Annotated in this window: 16 protein-coding genes and 1 tRNA gene; 6 read left to right on the forward strand and 11 right to left on the reverse strand. The window is 68.3% G+C overall.

Going from position 1 to position 16,716, the window contains the following annotated elements; genetic code table 11:
* A partial coding sequence (locus VLA96_01565; protein ID HSE47874.1) for a hypothetical protein occupies nucleotides 1-757 on the forward strand: 757 nt, incomplete at its 5' end.
* Nucleotides 758-763: 6 nt separating this feature from the next.
* The gene (gene sixA / locus VLA96_01570) at nucleotides 764-1,294 is read left to right on the forward strand and encodes a phosphohistidine phosphatase SixA (protein HSE47875.1); all 531 of its coding nucleotides are present in this window, start codon (nucleotides 764-766) and stop codon (nucleotides 1,292-1,294) included.
* On the opposite strand, the gene VLA96_01575 is transcribed toward sixA, so the two are convergent.
* The 4 genes from VLA96_01575 to VLA96_01590 all read right to left on the reverse strand — a co-directional run bounded on the left by VLA96_01575 (nucleotide 1,246) and on the right by VLA96_01590 (nucleotide 6,214).
* Nucleotides 1,246-2,772, reverse strand: coding sequence for a Ppx/GppA phosphatase family protein (locus VLA96_01575; protein HSE47876.1), 1,527 nt, complete (start codon nucleotides 2,770-2,772; stop codon nucleotides 1,246-1,248). The two genes, sixA and VLA96_01575, sit on opposite strands and share 49 nt — an antisense overlap.
* Before the next feature lie 6 nt (nucleotides 2,773-2,778).
* Nucleotides 2,779-3,645 carry a CHAD domain-containing protein gene (locus VLA96_01580; protein ID HSE47877.1) on the reverse strand — a complete coding sequence of 289 codons (867 nt, stop codon included), beginning with the start codon at nucleotides 3,643-3,645 and terminating at the stop codon, nucleotides 2,779-2,781.
* Nucleotides 3,626-5,365 carry an ATP-binding protein gene (locus tag VLA96_01585; protein HSE47878.1) on the reverse strand — a complete coding sequence of 580 codons (1,740 nt, stop codon included), beginning with the start codon at nucleotides 5,363-5,365 and terminating at the stop codon, nucleotides 3,626-3,628. The genes VLA96_01580 and VLA96_01585 overlap by 20 nt, the downstream gene beginning before the upstream one ends.
* Nucleotides 5,366-5,449: 84 nt before the next feature.
* On the reverse strand, nucleotides 5,450-6,214 hold the full coding sequence (locus VLA96_01590; protein ID HSE47879.1) for an RDD family protein: 765 nt from the start codon (nucleotides 6,212-6,214) through the stop codon (nucleotides 5,450-5,452).
* A gap of 3 nt (nucleotides 6,215-6,217) precedes the next feature.
* On the opposite strand from VLA96_01590, the gene VLA96_01595 reads away from it, so the two are divergent.
* Complete coding sequence (locus VLA96_01595) at nucleotides 6,218-7,189, forward strand: stage II sporulation protein M (GenBank protein HSE47880.1); 972 nt, start codon at nucleotides 6,218-6,220, stop codon at nucleotides 7,187-7,189.
* On the opposite strand, the gene VLA96_01600 is transcribed toward VLA96_01595, so the two are convergent.
* Genes VLA96_01600 through VLA96_01620 form a run of 5 tightly spaced genes read right to left on the reverse strand, consistent with a single transcriptional unit; the run spans nucleotide 7,167 to nucleotide 12,473 of the window.
* Complete coding sequence (locus VLA96_01600; GenBank protein ID HSE47881.1) at nucleotides 7,167-8,543, reverse strand: DUF58 domain-containing protein; 1,377 nt, start codon at nucleotides 8,541-8,543, stop codon at nucleotides 7,167-7,169. The two genes, VLA96_01595 and VLA96_01600, sit on opposite strands and share 23 nt — an antisense overlap.
* Entirely contained in the window at nucleotides 8,544-9,494 is a 951-nt protein-coding gene (locus tag VLA96_01605; GenBank protein ID HSE47882.1) for a MoxR family ATPase, read from the reverse strand.
* A complete protein-coding gene (locus VLA96_01610; protein HSE47883.1) occupies nucleotides 9,494-10,669 on the reverse strand; it encodes a DUF4350 domain-containing protein in 1,176 nt (391 codons plus the stop codon). The genes VLA96_01605 and VLA96_01610 overlap by 1 nt, the downstream gene beginning before the upstream one ends.
* Nucleotides 10,660-11,634 carry a DUF4129 domain-containing protein gene (locus tag VLA96_01615; GenBank protein ID HSE47884.1) on the reverse strand — a complete coding sequence of 325 codons (975 nt, stop codon included), beginning with the start codon at nucleotides 11,632-11,634 and terminating at the stop codon, nucleotides 10,660-10,662. Before VLA96_01615 ends, VLA96_01610 begins: the two co-directional genes overlap by 10 nt.
* A gap of 5 nt (nucleotides 11,635-11,639) precedes the next feature.
* A complete protein-coding gene (locus VLA96_01620; protein HSE47885.1) occupies nucleotides 11,640-12,473 on the reverse strand; it encodes a hypothetical protein in 834 nt (277 codons plus the stop codon).
* Nucleotides 12,474-12,722: 249 nt separating this feature from the next.
* On the opposite strand from VLA96_01620, the gene VLA96_01625 reads away from it, so the two are divergent.
* From VLA96_01625 to kdsB, 3 genes are all read left to right on the forward strand, one after another.
* Nucleotides 12,723-12,799: transfer RNA gene (locus VLA96_01625), tRNA-Met, on the forward strand.
* A gap of 58 nt (nucleotides 12,800-12,857) precedes the next feature.
* The gene (locus VLA96_01630) at nucleotides 12,858-13,127 is read left to right on the forward strand and encodes a DUF2277 domain-containing protein (protein HSE47886.1); all 270 of its coding nucleotides are present in this window, start codon (nucleotides 12,858-12,860) and stop codon (nucleotides 13,125-13,127) included.
* A gap of 42 nt (nucleotides 13,128-13,169) precedes the next feature.
* The gene (gene kdsB / locus VLA96_01635) at nucleotides 13,170-13,901 is read left to right on the forward strand and encodes a 3-deoxy-manno-octulosonate cytidylyltransferase (protein ID HSE47887.1); all 732 of its coding nucleotides are present in this window, start codon (nucleotides 13,170-13,172) and stop codon (nucleotides 13,899-13,901) included.
* Nucleotides 13,902-13,937: 36 nt separating this feature from the next.
* Here kdsB and VLA96_01640 read toward each other — a convergent pair whose 3' ends face one another.
* Nucleotides 13,938-15,086, reverse strand: a complete 1,149-nt coding sequence (locus VLA96_01640; protein HSE47888.1) for a M48 family metallopeptidase — start codon at nucleotides 15,084-15,086, stop codon at nucleotides 13,938-13,940.
* Between the two features lie 166 nt (nucleotides 15,087-15,252).
* Nucleotides 15,253-16,698, reverse strand: coding sequence for a phosphoglucomutase/phosphomannomutase family protein (locus VLA96_01645; protein ID HSE47889.1), 1,446 nt, complete (start codon nucleotides 16,696-16,698; stop codon nucleotides 15,253-15,255).
* Between the last annotated feature and the right edge of the window lie 18 nt (nucleotides 16,699-16,716).

Genomic DNA, 16,716 nt, shown 5'->3' on the forward strand with positions numbered 1-16,716 from the left:
CAATCCCACGACCGCGCGCCTCTACACCGACATGAGCATGATGACGGCCGACTCCGTCGTGACCCAGGCCGTGCACTCCGTCTTCAACTTCCTCACCGCCTACTCCGAGCGCGGCGACTACGACGGCCTGCTGGTCGCGCCGCTCAATCTCGCGGAAGGCACGCTTCGCCTCATCGAGCGCGAGACCGAGCACGCCTCGGCCGGCAAGCCGGCGCGCATCATCGCCAAGATGAACTCGCTCATCGACACCGACGTCATCCGCGCGCTCTACCGCGCCTCGCAAGCCGGCGTGGAGATCGACCTCATCGTGCGCGGCATGTGCGCGCTGCGGCCCGGCGTGCGGGGCGTCAGCGACCACATCCGCGTGCGCAGCATCGTCGGCCGCTTCCTCGAGCACAGTCGCGTCTTCTACTTCGCCAACGCCGGCGACGAGGAGGTGTTCCTCTCCAGCGCCGACTGGATGCCGCGCAACCTCTACGAGCGCGTCGAACTGATGTTCCCGGTCCGCGACCCGCTGCTCCGCCAGCGCTTGCGCCAGGAGGTGCTGGATATCTACCTCGCCGACACCGAGAAGGCCCGCGTCCTGCGCTCCGACGGCCGCTATCATCGCGTCGGCCGCGCCCCGCGCCACGCCGGCGCGCGCCGCTCCTCGCCGGCCTTCAACGCGCAGGACTTCCTCATCGGCCTCGCGGAGGGCAAGAGCGTCTTCGAAGACAAGGTGGCGCGCAAGTCCGCTCCCACCGTCGAGGCCATCTAAACCGCCATGATCGTCTACTTTCTCCGCCACGCCAGCGCCGGCGAGAGCCTCTCCGACCCCAAGAAGGATGAGCGCCGCGCGCTCGACAAGGAAGGAGTCGAGCAGTGCCGCTACATCGGCCGCGTGCTCGCCGCCCTCGACGTCCAGGTCGACGCCCTCCTCTCCAGCCCGCTGAAGCGCGCTTCCCAGACCGCGTCCTTCGTCGGCAATGAGCTGGGTTACGACGGCAAGCTGCAGTTCGACAACGCGCTGCGTCCCGAAGCCGACTACAACGATTTCCGCCAGCTGCTCGCCCGGCACCACAAGCAGGACGCCGTCATGGTGGTGGGCCACAACCCCAGCTTGAGCGAGTTCTTGAGCCTCGCCATCAGCCGCCGCGGCGCCGACGAAGCCGTCGACCTGAAGAAGGGCGCGGTCGCCCGCGTCGAGGTCGACAGCAAGAGCGCCGTGCTCCACTGGTGCATCACCCCGAAGATCGCGCGCGCGCTTTACGCCTCTTCCGCGCGCAAGTCGCGCCCGAAGACCTCGCGGAAGTAGGCGCGCTCCTTCGCCAGCGCCCACATCTCCAGGTCCGCGCCGCCGCGCTTGGTGCCGACCCGCAGCCTGACCTCGCCGCCCCGCACGCCTGCGCGCACTCGCCGGACGGCGCCGCGGCGCCCATGGTTGAGCGCCCGCGCCAGCCGCAGCAGCACCACCGCCCGCCGGATCGCGTTCCGCTCCGCCGGCGCGAACCGCTTCATCAGCGCGTCGTCCCCCGAGGGCCGCGACTTCCCCAGGTACCGCGTGATCGCCGCGATCACCTGCCGCTCCCGCACCGAGTAGCCGAAGATGTCCGAGTGCGCCACGATGTAATGCGTGTGCCGCCGCCGTCCGCTGCGATTGATGAACGCGCCCACCTCGTGCAGCATCGCGGCCGCGCCCAGCCACTCCGCGTATTCCGGGCTCAGTCCATGCAGCCGCTTCAGCTCGCCGAACAGCTGCAGCGCGAGCTCCCGCACGTGCTCGGCGAATCCCAGGTCCACGTCGTAGTGCCGCGCCATGCTGAGCAGCGCGTCCCGCCGGTCCGCCTCGATGCGCCGCCGCAGCGGCGTGCGCCGGTCGTAGTCCGCCGCCATCTGCGCCAGCAGCCCGTCGCGCAAGCCGAGCGGCGAATAGCGGAAGCCAGCCAGCCTGGCCGTCTCCATCAGCGTGGCGAACACCGCCGCTCCCGCCACGATGATCTCCGACCGGCGCGGCCCGATCCCCGGCAGCGCCGCGCGCTCCTGGCGCGACATCTGCGCCAGCCGCTTGGCCAGCTTCACGGTCGTCGCTCGCGTCACGCCTTCGCTCACCAGTCCCCGGCCGAGCTTCACCTTGGCCGCCCCCGCCAGCGCCGCCGCCGTCCCCGACGTCCCGATCATCGCGCGCCCGCGCATCGGCTCCAGCTTGCTGCCCAGCCGCGAGAGCTCCTCCGCGATGAACTCGCGCAGCCGCCGCAGCTCTTTCTTCTTCGGCGGATCGTGTTGCAGGAAGTCGCCCGTCAGCCGCACCGCGCCCAGCGGCAGGCTCGCCATCTGCTTGATGTGCCCGCCCGCCGAGAGCGTCAGCTCACAGCTTCCGCCCCCCAGGTCCACCAGCAGCATCCGGCCCGAGGCCAGCCGCGTGTTCGACACGATCCCCAGGTGGATCAGCCGGCCTTCTTCCAGGCCGGTGATCACTTCGACCTTCCAGCCAGTCGCGGCCTTCACCCACTCGGTGAAGGCGTGGGCGTTGCGCGCGTCGCGCAGCGCGCTGGTTGCCACCAGACGCACCGCGTCCGTGCCGTATCGTTGCGTGGCTTTATAGAAGCGCTGCAGGACTTCGACGGTGTGCGCCATCGCTTCGGGCGCGAGCTGCCCCGACCGGAAGACGGAAGCGCCCAGCCGCGTGACCTCGCGGTCTTCGTGCACGACCTCCAGCCGCCGCCCGCGCACCAGCCGCGCGATCTTCAGCCGGACCGAGTTCGCTCCGATGTCGATGGCCGCGAAGATCGGCATGAGTGGTTAGGATGCGCTCGCGACGTCTGGTTTTCCGCTCGCCACCGACTCCGGCCGCTTCGCGCTCGTGGGCAGGCCCGGCGGCGCCTCCACCCGGATGTGCGGCCGCACCACCGCGCGCGACTCCTTCAGCGCCGCCGCGCGCGCGGTTCGCTCGTGGCTTCGCAGGATGTTGGTCAGCCGGCTGTCGGCCGGCAGCACCTCGCTCGCCCGTTCGTGCAAGACGAGCCAGTCGTGCCACAGCCCGATCGCATCCTGCACCTGCTTCATCCGCTCGATCAGCGCGCGCGCCTCGGCCCGCGGCAGCGCCTGCTCCGCCGTGTACCGGATCGCCTTGCACGCCAGCCGCAGCTCGTGCAGGTCCTTGACCTTCACCTTCGGAAACTCGTCCGCCAGCGCGGTCAGGCGCTCGACCGCGCTCTCCCACGCGCGCACCCGCGCGCCCGTCGCGCTCGAGGGCGCGCCGCGCTCCACCCGCCGCGCCCGCGCGATCCGCGCCCGCAACGCCGTCACGGTCTCGGGGTCGAGCTCTTTCGCCAGCTTCCGCGCCGCCCGTGCCCGCGCTTCCTCCATGTCCGCCAGCAGCACCCGGCGCTCCTCCCGCTCGCGCTCCGTCTCCAGTTCGCGCAGCAGATCGAGCTGCACGTCGAGGTCGCGTACCCGTCCCGCCCGCTTGCGCGCGCGCTCCAGCCGCTTCCCCAGCTTGCGCAGGGCGCGCGCTCCTTCCCCTTCCGCTAGCTCGGCATACGCTTCCAGCCGCCGGCAGCTGGTTCGGAAGAAGTGCACCGCCTTGGGGTCTGCCGCGCGCGCGACCGCGTCCAGGCTCGCGCGCACCCGCTCCAGCACCGGCAGCTCAGCCTTTCGGTTTGCCATGTCCGTCTCTTTCGCCTGCATGCGGAAGCAGGAAGTAGAACGTGGATCCGTGGTTCAATTCGCTCTCCACCCGCACGCTGCCGCCGTGGTTGAGCACGATGTGTTTCACGATCGCCAGCCCGAGCCCGGTGCCTCCGGTCTCGCGCGACCGCGCCTTGTCCACCCGATAGAAGCGCTCGAACAACCGCGGCAGGTGCTCGTAGGCGATTCCCGGGCCGAAGTCGCGAACGTAGAACTCTACGCCTCGGTCGCCCTTTCGCGCACCCAGCAGGATCCGGCTGCCCGAGCCCGCGTACTTGACCGCGTTCTCCACCAGGTTCGAGAACACGTGGTACACGGCGTCGCGATCCACCCGGACCGCATCCGGGAGTTCCGCTTCGATCGCGAGCTGCAGCCCCTTCGCTTGTGCCTCCGGCTGGAAACTGGCCAGCGCGTTCCGCAGCAGCTCGCTCGCGGGCACCGGCCCCAGCTTGAGCGGCTGCTCGCCCGACTCCACCCGCGCCAGCGTCAGCAGATCCTCGGTCAGGGTCGTCATGCGCCGCGCGTTCTCCAGCACGATACTCAGGAACTCGCGCGCGTGAGCGGGCTCTGCCGGGGCCTTTTCCAGCAGCGTCTCAGCATAGCCCTGGATCGAGGTCAGCGGTGTGCGCAGCTCGTGCGACACGTTGGCGATGAAATCCCGCCGCGTGCGGTCCACGCGCTCGATCTCCGTGACGTCGTGCAGCACCAGCACCGCGCCGCCCTCGGCGATCGGCGCCGCCGTCACCGCGAAGCTGCGTCCCGGGACGACCGTGGCCGTCCCGCTGCGCACCTCGCGCTTTTCCATGCATGCTTCCAGCAACCCCAGCAGGTCGGGGTCGCGGACCGTCGCCACCGCCGGCTCGTTCACTTTTGCTGGCTGCCCTAGCAGGCGAGCCATCGCGCCATTCGCCCATTGCACCCGGCCGTCCGCCGCGACCGCCAGCACGCCGTCCTGGATGCTGTTCAGCAACGCCTCCATCTGCGTCCGGCCCTTCTCGATGGCGGCGAAATCCTGTTCCAGGTGCCGTGCGGTCTCGTCCAGCGCACCCGCCAATTGCCCGATCTCATCGTTGGAGCGCTCCTCGATGCGCGCCGCCAGGTCGCCGTGCGCCACGCGCTGCGCGAACCTGGCGATCGTTTTCAGCCGGGTCGCCGTCGAATGCGCCAGCCATGCCGCCAGCACCATTGCCAACGCCATCGCCAGCGTGCTCGCCAGCAGCAATTGCCGGCGAATCTCCGCCACGCGTTGCTGGATCGAAGTGATCGGGTACGCCAGCCGCACTGCGCCGTTAGCGCTCGGCACCGCCACGTACAGGAACTCCACTCCGACCGTGTGGCTGCGCCGCACGTTGCTGCCCGGCTTGCCCGCCAGCGCGGCCACGAACTCCGGCCGCGTCGCATGGTTCTCCATCCGGTCCGGATCCGCTTCCGTGTCGGCCAGCACCTTCCCGCTGCGCTCGATCGCCGTGGCGCGCGCGTGCGCCGCCTGCGCCACGCGGTTCGCGATCGCCTGCGGCGCCGCGCCGGGCGTGTCCACCTCCTGCGCGAACAGTTCCGCCTTCTCGGTGAGCGACGCCTCCAGGTCCCGCAGCAGCGACTTTTCCCACGCGCTCCGAATCATGACGTCGAGCGTGAGCGTGGCCACGGCCAGCACGGCCAGGAAGGCGAGCGCGAGTTTCAGGAAGACGCGGCTTCTCACAAGTGTGGGCGGGGCCGGGCGGCTGGGGACGCTCCGATTGTAGGTGCCGGCGACACCGGCGAAAAGCACCTTCTCTGGTGCAGCCTACGAGTGGAAGCTCGCCGATCTCCGGTACTGGCGGACCACCGTCTCGATCAGCTCCTCGTCCCTGGGCCGCTCTTCCGGACGCAATTGCAGGCTCATGGCCAGGTGGTCGGCGAGTTCCCGGGCCAGGCGATAGCGCAGCTCGGAATCCAGGTCCAGCCGCCGCGCCAGAAAGTTCTCCGACATCGCGATCTGCTCTGGAACGAGCTTGGCCACCGGATATTGCTGAGTGTCCTGCGTCTCCTGCGTGTTCCAGTACACCTTCTCGCTTTCCGGAGGACGCTCGTGCACCACCACCGTGCCCGCGACATAGTCGCCGAGCCGCTTGTTCTGGCTGCTCAGGAACATCACCACCAGCCCGACGCCGTAAAAGCCGGGCAACGAATCCACCGCGCGCAGCAGGTTCCGCGCCATCGCGTCCTGTGCCGTGATGCTGGCGCCGGTGTCCTTGATCACGCGCAGCCGCAACTCGCGCTTCCCGGGCGTCTGCCCCTTCCAGAGCGCCTCGAAACCCGCGAAGTAGGCCCAATAGAGCACGAACCAGATCACGATCCCGATCGCCAGACCCCAGGATGGTCCCATGCTGCCGAACAACGAAAAGCCCGGCAGCGCGATCAGGCCGACGAAGAAGACCCCGATGACGATGACCGCCTGCAGCAGCGTGTCGATGGCGAACGCCAGGAAGCGGCTGCCCACTCCCGCCAGCGGGAATTCCAGCGCCACCTGCTCGGGGGTATCGATGGTAAGCTTCTCGATCGGTTCCATCCGATGATCTCCACGTACTGGCTGGAGAAGCGCAAACCGCAGTGGGACGCCCTGGAGGCGCTCCTCACTCGCACCGGCAAGTCCGGCGTCGCGCGCCTCAACCGCGCCGAACTCCGTGAACTTGCCCTGCTCTACCGCCAGACCGCTGCCGATCTGTCCGTCGTCCGGAACGATCCGGGAGCGCAAAACTACGCACGCTATCTCAATCGCCTGCTCGGGCAGGCACACAATATCATCTACACCGGCAGGCGCACGACCGGATTTCGCGGCCTCTTCCGCTTCTATCGCGAAGATTTCCCGGCCGCCTTCCGCCGCAATCTCAACTACGTCCTGTTCGCCACCGCGCTGTTCTTCGCCGCCGCGTTCGCCGGCTTCCTGCTCACGCTCTACGATCCCGACTTCAAGCTGCGCCTGCTCGGCCCCCACATGGTCCAGACCATCGACCGCCGCGAGATGTGGACCCACTCCATCCTTACCATGAAGCCGGCTGCCTCGAGCGCGATCATGACCAACAACCTCTCCGTCTCCTTCGTGGCTTTTGCATCCGGGGTGCTGTTCGGGCTGGGACCGCTCTACATGATGGCCACCAACGGCCTCCTCATGGGCGCCATCGCCGCCGCTTGCTGGATGACAGGGATGAGCGACAAGCTGTGGGCTTTCGTGGCGCTGCACGGCGTGCTCGAACTGCCCGCCATCTGGATCGCCGCGGGCGCCGGCCTGCTGCTCGGTCGCGGCCTCCTGTTCCCGGGGCGGCTCGCGCGCAAGCAGGCGCTCGCCTCGGCGGGCGCCGAGGCGGTGAAGCTCGTCGCCGGCATCATCCCATTGCTGGTCGTTGCCGGCATCCTGGAGGGCTTCGTCTCCCCTGTCGAACTGCCTGCGGTCGCGCGCTATCCGCTGGCTGCCTCCCTGCTCGCCGTCTTGCTCACCTATCTCTTCAGCGGCCGGCGCCCGGCTACAGCCGATCCCGGTCTTTGATCTCGAGATAACTGTTCAGGACGGTGGGAGTGAGGTGGGCGGCCTCCACCTCGTAGGGCAGCACGCCCTGCTCGCGCAGCCGCGCCATCGTCACGACACGGCGGTGCTCCGTCTCCGCGGCCGCGGTGAAGCGGTACAGCCCGGCCACGTCCTGCGACGCGGGCGGTTGTGAGCTGATGCTTCGCAGGTCGGCCTGCCCGATGACGGCGAACATCACCAGGTGTCGCCGCGCCAGTTGCGACACCGCCTCGACCACGTCCGGCGTCCGCGCCGTTTCCGGAAAATCGGTCAGCCAGATGATCAGGCTGCGTCGCGTCTGCATCCGCATGAGCAACGCCGCAGTGCGCAGGTGGTCGGCTTCCGACGTCTCCTCTTGCACTTGCGCCAGTTGTTCGATCAGCAGTCGCAATTGTTGGGCGCCATGGTTGGGCAGCAGCCGCGTACGCACTTTTCGGCCGTACGCCAGCAACCCCACGCGGTCTCCGGAGTGCAGCGCCAGCTGCGCCGCCGCCAGCGCCGTGTTCACCGCGTAGTCCAGTTTGCTGAGGTTGCCGTCGCGCGCCCGCATCAGGCGTCCGCAGTCGACCACCAGCCACACCGACTGGCTGCGCTCGGTCTGGTAGTGCCGCGTCACCAGCTTGCCGCGCCGCGCCGTCGCGGTCCAGCAGATGTCCCGCCACTCATCGCCCTCCTGGAATTCGCGCAAGCTCTCGAACTCGCGCCCCAGGCCGCGCTGCTGCGCCAGCCGGCGTTGCTGCTCGATCATGCGGCTGCGCGTGAGATACAGCGCCTGGCTCTCCCGGTCCTGCAGATTCGGATACCCGCGCGCCGGCGCTCGCGCCGGCGCTTCCACCCACAACTCCGCGATGCCAGCGGCGCTTTGCAGCCGCAGGTGCATGCTGCCGAACACCACGTCGCCCCGGCGCTGCGGCAGCACCGAGTACCGCACCGAGCTCTCGCCCGCGCCGGGCACCACGATCGTTTGCTCGCTGGGCTCCTGGCACAGCGTTGCCGGCACCGCGTCCGCGACCCTCGCCCAGTACGCCATGCTGCCCCGGTTGGCAAGCACGATCTCGACTGCGGAGGGCTGCCACAGAGCCAGCGGGCCCTGGAATCGGCGCTGCACCGTCAAATGCAGGCCGCGGCGCAGCCGCGCCAGGTCAACCAGCCACGCCACCAGCACCAGCGCGTCCCACGCGAACATTCCGAGAAGGAACAGCGGCTGCCAGAACATCGGCGCCACCCAGACCAGTCCCAGCCCCAGCAGCAGGAAGCCGCGCCTTCCCATCGCGAAGCCGCGCTTCACCGGCGCCGCGGCCGCGGTCGCTGGCGGCGGCATGAGCAAGTCGGCCATCTAGCGCGGCACCTCGACCGAGCCCACCAACTGCGTGAGGATGTCGTCGCTGCTGAACCCCTCGAGCTCGGCCTCGGGCCGCAACCGGACGCGATGCCGCAGCGTCGGCGCCACCACGCTCTTCACGTCGTCGGGGATCAGGTAATCGCGGCCGTCGAGCACCGCCTTTGCCTTCGCGACCTGCATCAATGCCACTCCCGCGCGCGGACTCGCCCCCAGCATCAGCGCCGGCCACTCGCGCGTCTTGCGCACGATGTTGCTCACGTACCGCAGCAGCTCCGGCTGGATGGTGATGTGCGCCGCCTTGTCCCGCGCCTCCTCCAGCCACCCCGCGGGCAACGGCTTCAGGTCGAGCGTGGAGAGGTCGTGCGCGTCGAATCCGCGATGATGACTGGCCAGCACCTCGACCTCGTCATTCGCCGACGGGTAGCCCATCTTCACCTTCAGCAGGAAGCGGTCGAGCTGCGCCTCCGGCAGCGGATACGTCCCTTCGAATTCCACCGGATTCTGCGTGGCGAATACCGTGAAGTCGCGCGCCAGCGAATGCCGGATGCCGTCGATGGTGACCTGCCGCTCCTCCATCGCCTCCAGCAGCGCCGCCTGCGTCCGCGGTGGCATGCGGTTGATCTCGTCCACCAGCAGCAGGTCGGTGAAGACCGGGCCGCGGTGCAGTTCGAACTTGCTCGTCGCGGCGTTCAGGATGTTGCCGCCGCTGATGTCCGCCGGCATCAGGTCCGAGGTGCATTGCACGCGCTGGAACTTGAGACCCACCAGGTGCCCCACCAGCTTGCCGAGCAGCGTCTTCCCGATCCCGGGGACGCCCTCCAGCAGCACGTGCCCGCGGCACAGCAGCGCCAGCAGGCACTGGTCCACTACCCCGGCCTGCCCCAGCAGGATCTTGTTGAGTTCCGTCCTTCCATGGTCGATGGCGCTTGCCGTGCCTGCTTGCATCACTGCTTCCCCTCCGTCCGGATGTGGACGTTCGTGACTTGCATCGTATACCGATGGAGCGCGCGCACCACCTCGATCGCTTCCAGCTCGCTGGCTCCCGGATCGAAGCGCAGCGCCTCGGCGTGGCGGATCGTGTCGCGCGCGCCCGCCGCGCCGTACTGCGCCTCGAAGGCGTCGCTGATCTGCGCCGCGGTCGCCGAGTGCGGCAGGCCCAGTCGCCGCGTCGCCGCGTGCCGGAAGCGCTCGTATGCCACCTCCACGCTCACGTTCGCGGCGTGAGCCCGGCGATACAGGTGTGCGAGCGCGTCTGTGAATTCCAGTGGGCTCAGCCGCGTCTGGCTGTGCCGCACGAATGTCGGTCCCAGCCGGCGCGAATACGTCAGCAGGACGAAGCCGCTCACCAACCCCAGCTGCAGCAGGCCCCACTTCAGTGGACTCGACCACAGCGAATCCAGCGCCGTCCGCGCTTCACCGTGATAGTACTCATCCCAGAGAACGCGGCGCCCCTGCTTCGGTCCCACGCTGTTGAGGAACAGGTAGAGGTTGCCGCGCTCCTGGATCCCGTTATTGGTGAGCGGCGTCGCCCCCGCCCACCAGATCACCTCGCCGCTCCCGACCGGGTACGAGACCACCACGTCTTCGCCGTCCGCGGAGTAGTGCACCACCGTCCCGTCTTCGGCGTGCGGCTCCCAGTACGATTCCGCCGCCGTGCTGATGGCCGCTGCGTCGCGCGTCAGCTCACTCGCGGTCACGCGCGGATAGGTCTTCCACACCACGTGCGGCATCCCAAAGCGCGCGCGCGATGCGCCCACCGTCCAGGCTGCCTGCGGACCGATGGCCAGCACCCGCCCGCCGCGCGTCAGGAACTCCTTGATGGCCCGCCGCTCCTCCTCGCTCGCCGCCGTCAGCGGCTGCGCCAGGATGTACGTCGCCGGCAACGCTATCCGCGCTAACTCGGTGGGTGAGGCATCGGCGCGCTCGACCTGGTATCCCAGCTCCTCGAGCAGCAGGTAGGAAGCCTTGGCTCCGCCGCGCCCCGCCGCGTACGACGAGGGCCACGCGCTGTCCTGCTGCCGGGTCGCGCCCGCCAGCACCGCGATGAGCGAAAGCACCGCCGCGGCCACGGCGCCGCCCAGCAGCAGCTTGCGGTCGGAGGGCGTGCCCGTCATCGGCATCCGAGCTGCTCCGTGTTCTCCAGCGCCGCGGCGAACTCCTCGCGCGTGACCGGCAGCTGCGCGTACCACGCCAGCTCGAAGCGCCGCGTGATCTCGCGCAGCGCTCCCTGTTCCGGGCGCTCCGCCCCGAGCAGTTGCAGATACTCGCGCGGCGTCCGAGCCCGGTCAGGCCGCCACGCCCCCGCGCTCTCCAGCCGCGAGATCGCCGCCCAGTACGCCAGCCGGGTCGCCTCGCGCCATTGTCCCGCGGCCGCCGCCGTATTCGCCTCCGCCAGCCACGTTCGCCAGTGCTTGCTCGAAGGCGCCGCTTCTCCGCCGTCCAGCGAGAATCCTCCCTCTGCCGGGATCCGCGAGATCAGCCGATAGCTCCAGTACGCCAGCACGGCCAGCGCCAGCACCATCGCGAGGATGACCAGCGCGCGCCCCAGGTCCGGCATGGAACCGATGTGCGGCAGGAGCCGCTGCACCATCTTCAGGAGCCAGCGGACCACTTCCTCCCGCAGGTGCTCCGTCCACGACTGGCCTCGGACGTTGGCGAACTCGCGCCGGTTGAGGATCGATCCCAGCCGAGTCCTGGGCGTAGCGGTGTCCTCGGCTGCTTGGTAGGCCGCCAATCGCTGCTCGAGGCGAGCGAGTTCGCCGCTCAGCCGCGCCAGTTCCTGGGTGCGCTGCGGGTCATCCTCTTCCAGACGGGCCAGCGCTTCCTTGACCGCGGCGAATGAGAATCGGTACTCCTCGCCGGTCGGCGCCGCGACGACCACGGCCGGCGGGATCGTCTCATTCAGTCGGTCGACGGAGGCCGCGTCGGCAGGCAGCTGCTCGATCGCGCCGCGCAGCTCGCGCACACGTTCCTGGAACGTAGGCAGGTCTATGCGGTCTGCCATCGCCTGGCCATGGACCGGCGTAGCCAGGCCCAGGCAGCCGCAACATAGCGCCACCGCCGCCAGGATGCGCAGGCGAGCCATGTCGCCTACGAGTTGCCGGCCGAACCCGCCGCTTGCGCCGCCTGCATCGCCGGCTGCCTGGTCGCGAGCACGTTCATCATGTGCTGCAGGTCGAACGCTTCCTTGCGCACTCGCAGGTCGTAATACAGCAGCGTCATCGAGATGCTGACGATGGGCGCGGTAAGCGCATTGAGCCCGAAATCGAGCACGTTCTGCACCACCTGGATCCCGACCGTGAGGGCCCCGGGACCCTTGATCCCTCCCATGAGCACCAGCACGACGCCCAGCAACAGCCCCATGCCGAACTTGATCGCCCACATCAGCAGGTAGACGAGGAAGACCGTCCCGCGGTGTCCCTTGGTGAGCTTCATGCTCCGCTGAAACGCATCCCAGGGGTTGAGCTGTTCGAACAATGCCGCTGGGACCGCCAGCGCCGCTCCCAGCGCCACGATGATCCCCGGAACGATGAGCGCCAGCATTCCCAGGAACGTGAGCAGGCCGACCAGCATCATCGTCCCGATGACCTCGCCGATGTGGCTTTTCATCCGCCCGAAAGCCTCGGCGATCGTGATCGGCTCGTTCAAGTGCACCGCCGACACCGCGAAGAAGCTCGCGCCTTGCGTGAATGCGATGCTCACCAGGTAGACCACCAGGAACAGCAGCCCGCTGACCGCGGTGATCACGATGCCGGCCGTGCCGAGCGACAGCATCGTCAGCGACAGTACCCCAAGCTGGAACAGCAGGATCAGCAGATACGGCAGCGCCGCGACACCGAAGAACAGCGCGAAATGCTTCCGATAGAGCGTGAACGTCGAATCGAACAGCTCACCGGTGCTCAGAGGACGCAGAGTATTTTCCATCTAATACCTTCCAAAAGGGTCCTGGGTGGCTGGCATCCTACAACGGCTTGGCAGCAGAGTAGAAGTTTCTCCTGCGCTGTTCTGGAAACCGGAACTCATGGATGCCCCGGCGGCGCTCCCCCGCCAGGCGCGCCAGGTTTGACCGCCTCCAGAGCTGCCTCTTACAATGGATATCGCGTGAGCCACCTCACGCACGGCTCGCCGCGGCGAGGCGTCCTGCCTTGAGGGTTTTCACCCGACAAGATGAGTGGCGGTGTAGCTCAGGTGGTTAGAGCGAGGGTCTCATAATCCCTAGGTCGTTGGTTCGAGTCCAACCGCCGCCACCAGTTTTCTCCGCTGCATTCCGCTTCCCGGGTCCCCGGCTTTTGTTACCCTGAGCAGGCTATGTGCAGAAACATCAAGACCCTGTTCAACTTCGAGCCTCCTGTGACGGAAGACGAGGTCCGCGCGGCTGCGCTGCAATTCGTCAGGAAGATCACCGGATTCAACAAGCCGTCCAAGGCCAACGAAGCCGCGTTTGAGTCCGCCATCGATGAGATCGCCGCCATCTCCAGCCGGCTGCTGCGTTCGCTCGAAACTTCAGCGCCACCCAAGAACCGCGAGGAGGAGGCCGCGAAGGCCCGGGCGCGCGCCCAGGAGCGCTTTGGCACGTAGCACCGCCGCTCTCGACTCCCCATCCTTTAGAATGCCCCGGGTTTGCATAAGACGATGAAAGCTGTCGCCATCATCCCGGCGCGCCTCGGGTCGACGCGCCTCGCACGCAAGGCGCTGCGCGAGCTTGCCGGAAAGCCCATGGTCGGCCACGTGTACGAGGCCGCGCGGCGCTGCTCCGAGCTGGCTGACGTCATCGTCGCGACCGATTCCGACGAGATCCTCGCCGTCTGCCGCCAGCATGGCTGGAACGCCCGCATGACCTCGCCCGACTGCCGCAGCGGCACCGATCGCGTGCGCGAGGTCGCGCAGCAAGTCGCCGCCGACGTCTACGTCAACGTCCAGGGCGACGAGCCGCTCGCCCGCCCCGAGCACATCCAGGCCATGCTCGACCTCATGCGCGAGCCGCACGTCGAGGTCGCCACCGTCAGCACTCCCTGCCCCGCCCACGACGTCGCCAATCCCAACGCCGTCAAGGTCGTCGCCGACCTCTCCGGCCGCGCGCTCTATTTCTCCCGCGCCACCATCCCCTTGGACCGCGACCAGAAGGGCGGCATCCGCTACGCCAAGCACCTCGGCTTCTACGCCTATCGCAAGCCCGCGCTGGACCGCTTCTGCGCGCTTCCGGAATCCGCTCTCGAACGCGCCGAGCGGCTCGAGCAGCTCCGCTTCCTCGAGAATGGCATCGCCATCCACGTCGCCCAGGTCCCCTTCGACACAGTCGGCGTCGATACCGAAGAGGACCTCCAGCGCGTCGAGTCCGTGCTGCGTCGTTGAAGGGAGTCCTGCGTGGGCCCGCGCCGGCGCGGTAGCTCAGGCGCGCTTCGCCGCCCACGCCTCCGCGGCGCTGATGCGCCGCGCCACCGGCGGGTGCGAGTGGAACAGGATCTCCACGATGCGCGACGGATTCCGCTCCGCCAGGTTCTGCCCTGCCAGCTTGTTCATCGCCGTCACGAACGGCCCCACGCTGGCGATGTTCGCCCAGCAATAGCGGTCCGCCTGGCGCTCGTTGTACCGCGAGTACGCGTTCATCACCGGCAGCAGCACGAGCGAAAGCACGCTCGACACCAGCAGCAACAGCGGGATGCCCGCGAAATCTGCCAGGCCCTGCAGTTCGAACCAGTGGCGCCCTTCGATCACGTACTGCAGCGCCTGGTTCGCCGCCCAGAAACCCAGCAGCGAGATCCCCGCCTGCATCACGATGCTCTTGAAGATGTGCTTGTGGACGTGGTGGCCCAGTTCGTGCGCCAGCACCGCCTCGATCTCGTCGTCGTTGTAGTTGCCCAACAGCGTGTCCGCCAGGATGATGCGCCGCGTCGCGCCCAGCCCGGTCAGCGCGGCGTTCGCCTTCTTGCTCTTCTCCGAGAGCTTCCACTCGTAGACGCCCCGCACGCGCGTCCCGGCCCGTTCGCTCAGCCGCACCAGCCGCGTCTTCAGCGCCTCGTTCTCCAGCGGCACGAACTTGTAGAACAGCGGCAGCAGGATGACGGGCGCGAGCTGCGCGAACACCACGAACAGCACGATCGCCACCGCCCACGCGGCCAGCCACCACAGGTCGGGCGCCTGCCGGATCGTGAAGTAGATCATCTCCAGCACGATCACGCCCAGCACCAGGCCGACCAGCCACTCCTTCACCTGGTCCCACGCCCACGCGCCTGTCTTTTCGTTCGAGAGGTTGTAGCGGTGCTCCAGGCGAAAACCGTAGTAGTCCAGCGGCAGCCCGATCAGCTTGGTCAGCAGCGTGAGGAACAGCACGTACACCAGCAGCGCCAGCGCGTAGTGGTCGCCGGTGACCTGCACCGCCCAGTCGCGCAGGCGGTTGGTCCAGTGGAAGGCCAGCAGCGCCACCAGGAACAGGAACCCGAGCGCGACGTCGCCCACGCTCAGCCAGCGCTGGACGCGGTTGTACTCCCGGGCCTCCGGCGTGTCAGGTGGCGGGGCCTGTTGCACAGGGAGAGCCATGCAGAAGGCATTGTAGATTGCGGATGGTTGATTGCAGATTGAAAAGCAGCAAGCGCAGATCGAAAAGCAGCGCAGGCCGACCATTCCTTGTCGTGCGATACGAATGTCATTTTGCGGCCGGCGTCAGCCGGCTGAGGAACCCATGCATTCCCGCGACGGGCTGCGCTCACGCCACCCGCGCCGCCTGCTCCGTCACCAGCGCTTCCGCCTCAGCCAGGATCTCGTGCACCAGCTCCGGCGACGACGCCTCCGAATACACGCGCAGCAGCGGCTCCGTGCCCGACGCCCGCAGCAGCACCCACGCTTCCGCGCCGCCGTCGCGCACCGGCGCGTCCAGGAACAGCTTGTAGCCGTCCATGTCTTCCGTGCGCGTCACGCGGTAGCGTCCCACCGCGCCGATCCCGTCCTTCGCGCGCCGGATCGCCGCTTGCTTCACGTCCTCCGCGAGATGCAGGTCGCGCCGCCCGTAGTAGTGCGGCCCAAATTCCTTCTGCAGGTCCGCGACCAGCTCCCCCAGCGTCCGCCCGTACGACGCCATCGCGTTCGCCAGCAGCAGCGAGTTCAGCACCCCGTCGCGCTCCGGCAGGTGCCGCGGGATCCCGATGCCGCCCGACTCCTCGCCGCCCACCAGCACCTCTTTGCCGCTCAGCACCACGTCGCACACGTACTTGAACCCGATGCCGTGCTCGATCAACTCGCGCCCGTACTTCTTCGCGATCCGGTCCAGCATGCCGGTGGTGTTGAACGCGCGCGTCACCGCCCCTGGCCACTTCTTGTGATCGAGCAGCCACTTCAGCAGGACGGCGAAGCACTTGTGCGCGTCCACGAAGCTGCCGTCCTCCGCCACCGCCCCGATGCGGTCGGCGTCGCCGTCGGTCGCGAACCCCGCGTGGAAGCCGCCCGCAACCACCTTCTCCTGCAGCGCGCGCACGTGCGGCTCGATCGGCTCCGGATTGATCCCCGGGAACAGCGGGTTCAATTCCCCGCGTATCTCTTCGTGCGCGATGCCGTGCTCGCGGAAGATCCCCGCCAGCACGCCGCGCCCCGCTCCGTACATGCAGTCGATCGCGATCTTGTAGCCCGCGCGCTGGATCAGCCCGAGATCCGCGAACTTCGTGATCGCCTCGACATACGGCTGCTTGAAGTCCGTGACGGTGACTGAGCCGCCTTTCTTCGAAGGTAGACCCTGGGCCGGAGGCTGCTCCGGCAGGAGCGCGGCGATCTTCGCCATGATGGCCGGCGTCGCCGACCCGCCATAGCCCGCCTTGTACTTCACGCCGTTCCACGACCACGGATTGTGGCTCGACGTGATGACCACGCCGCCCGCGGCCTTGGTATGCTTCACCGCGTACGAGATCGCCGGCGTCGGCGTCGCGTCGCGTGCCAGGCGCACCGCGATCCCCGTCGCCGCGATCGTCTCCGCCGCCAGTTCCGCCGCGCGCTTCGACGCGAACCGCGTGTCGTAGCCGACGATCAGCCCCTGCTTGGGATCTTCATTCCGGTGGACGTACGCCGCCATCGCCGCCGCCACCCGCCGCACGTTGTCGAACGTGAAGTCGTCGGCGATCTGCCCGCGCCACCCGTCGGTCCCGAACTTGATTGGTACTGTCATGTTTGCGTAGTTGCGAGT

It is taken from the genome of Terriglobales bacterium, from assembly GCA_035457425.1.
GTDB lineage: Bacteria > Acidobacteriota > Terriglobia > Terriglobales > Acidobacteriaceae > JACPNR01.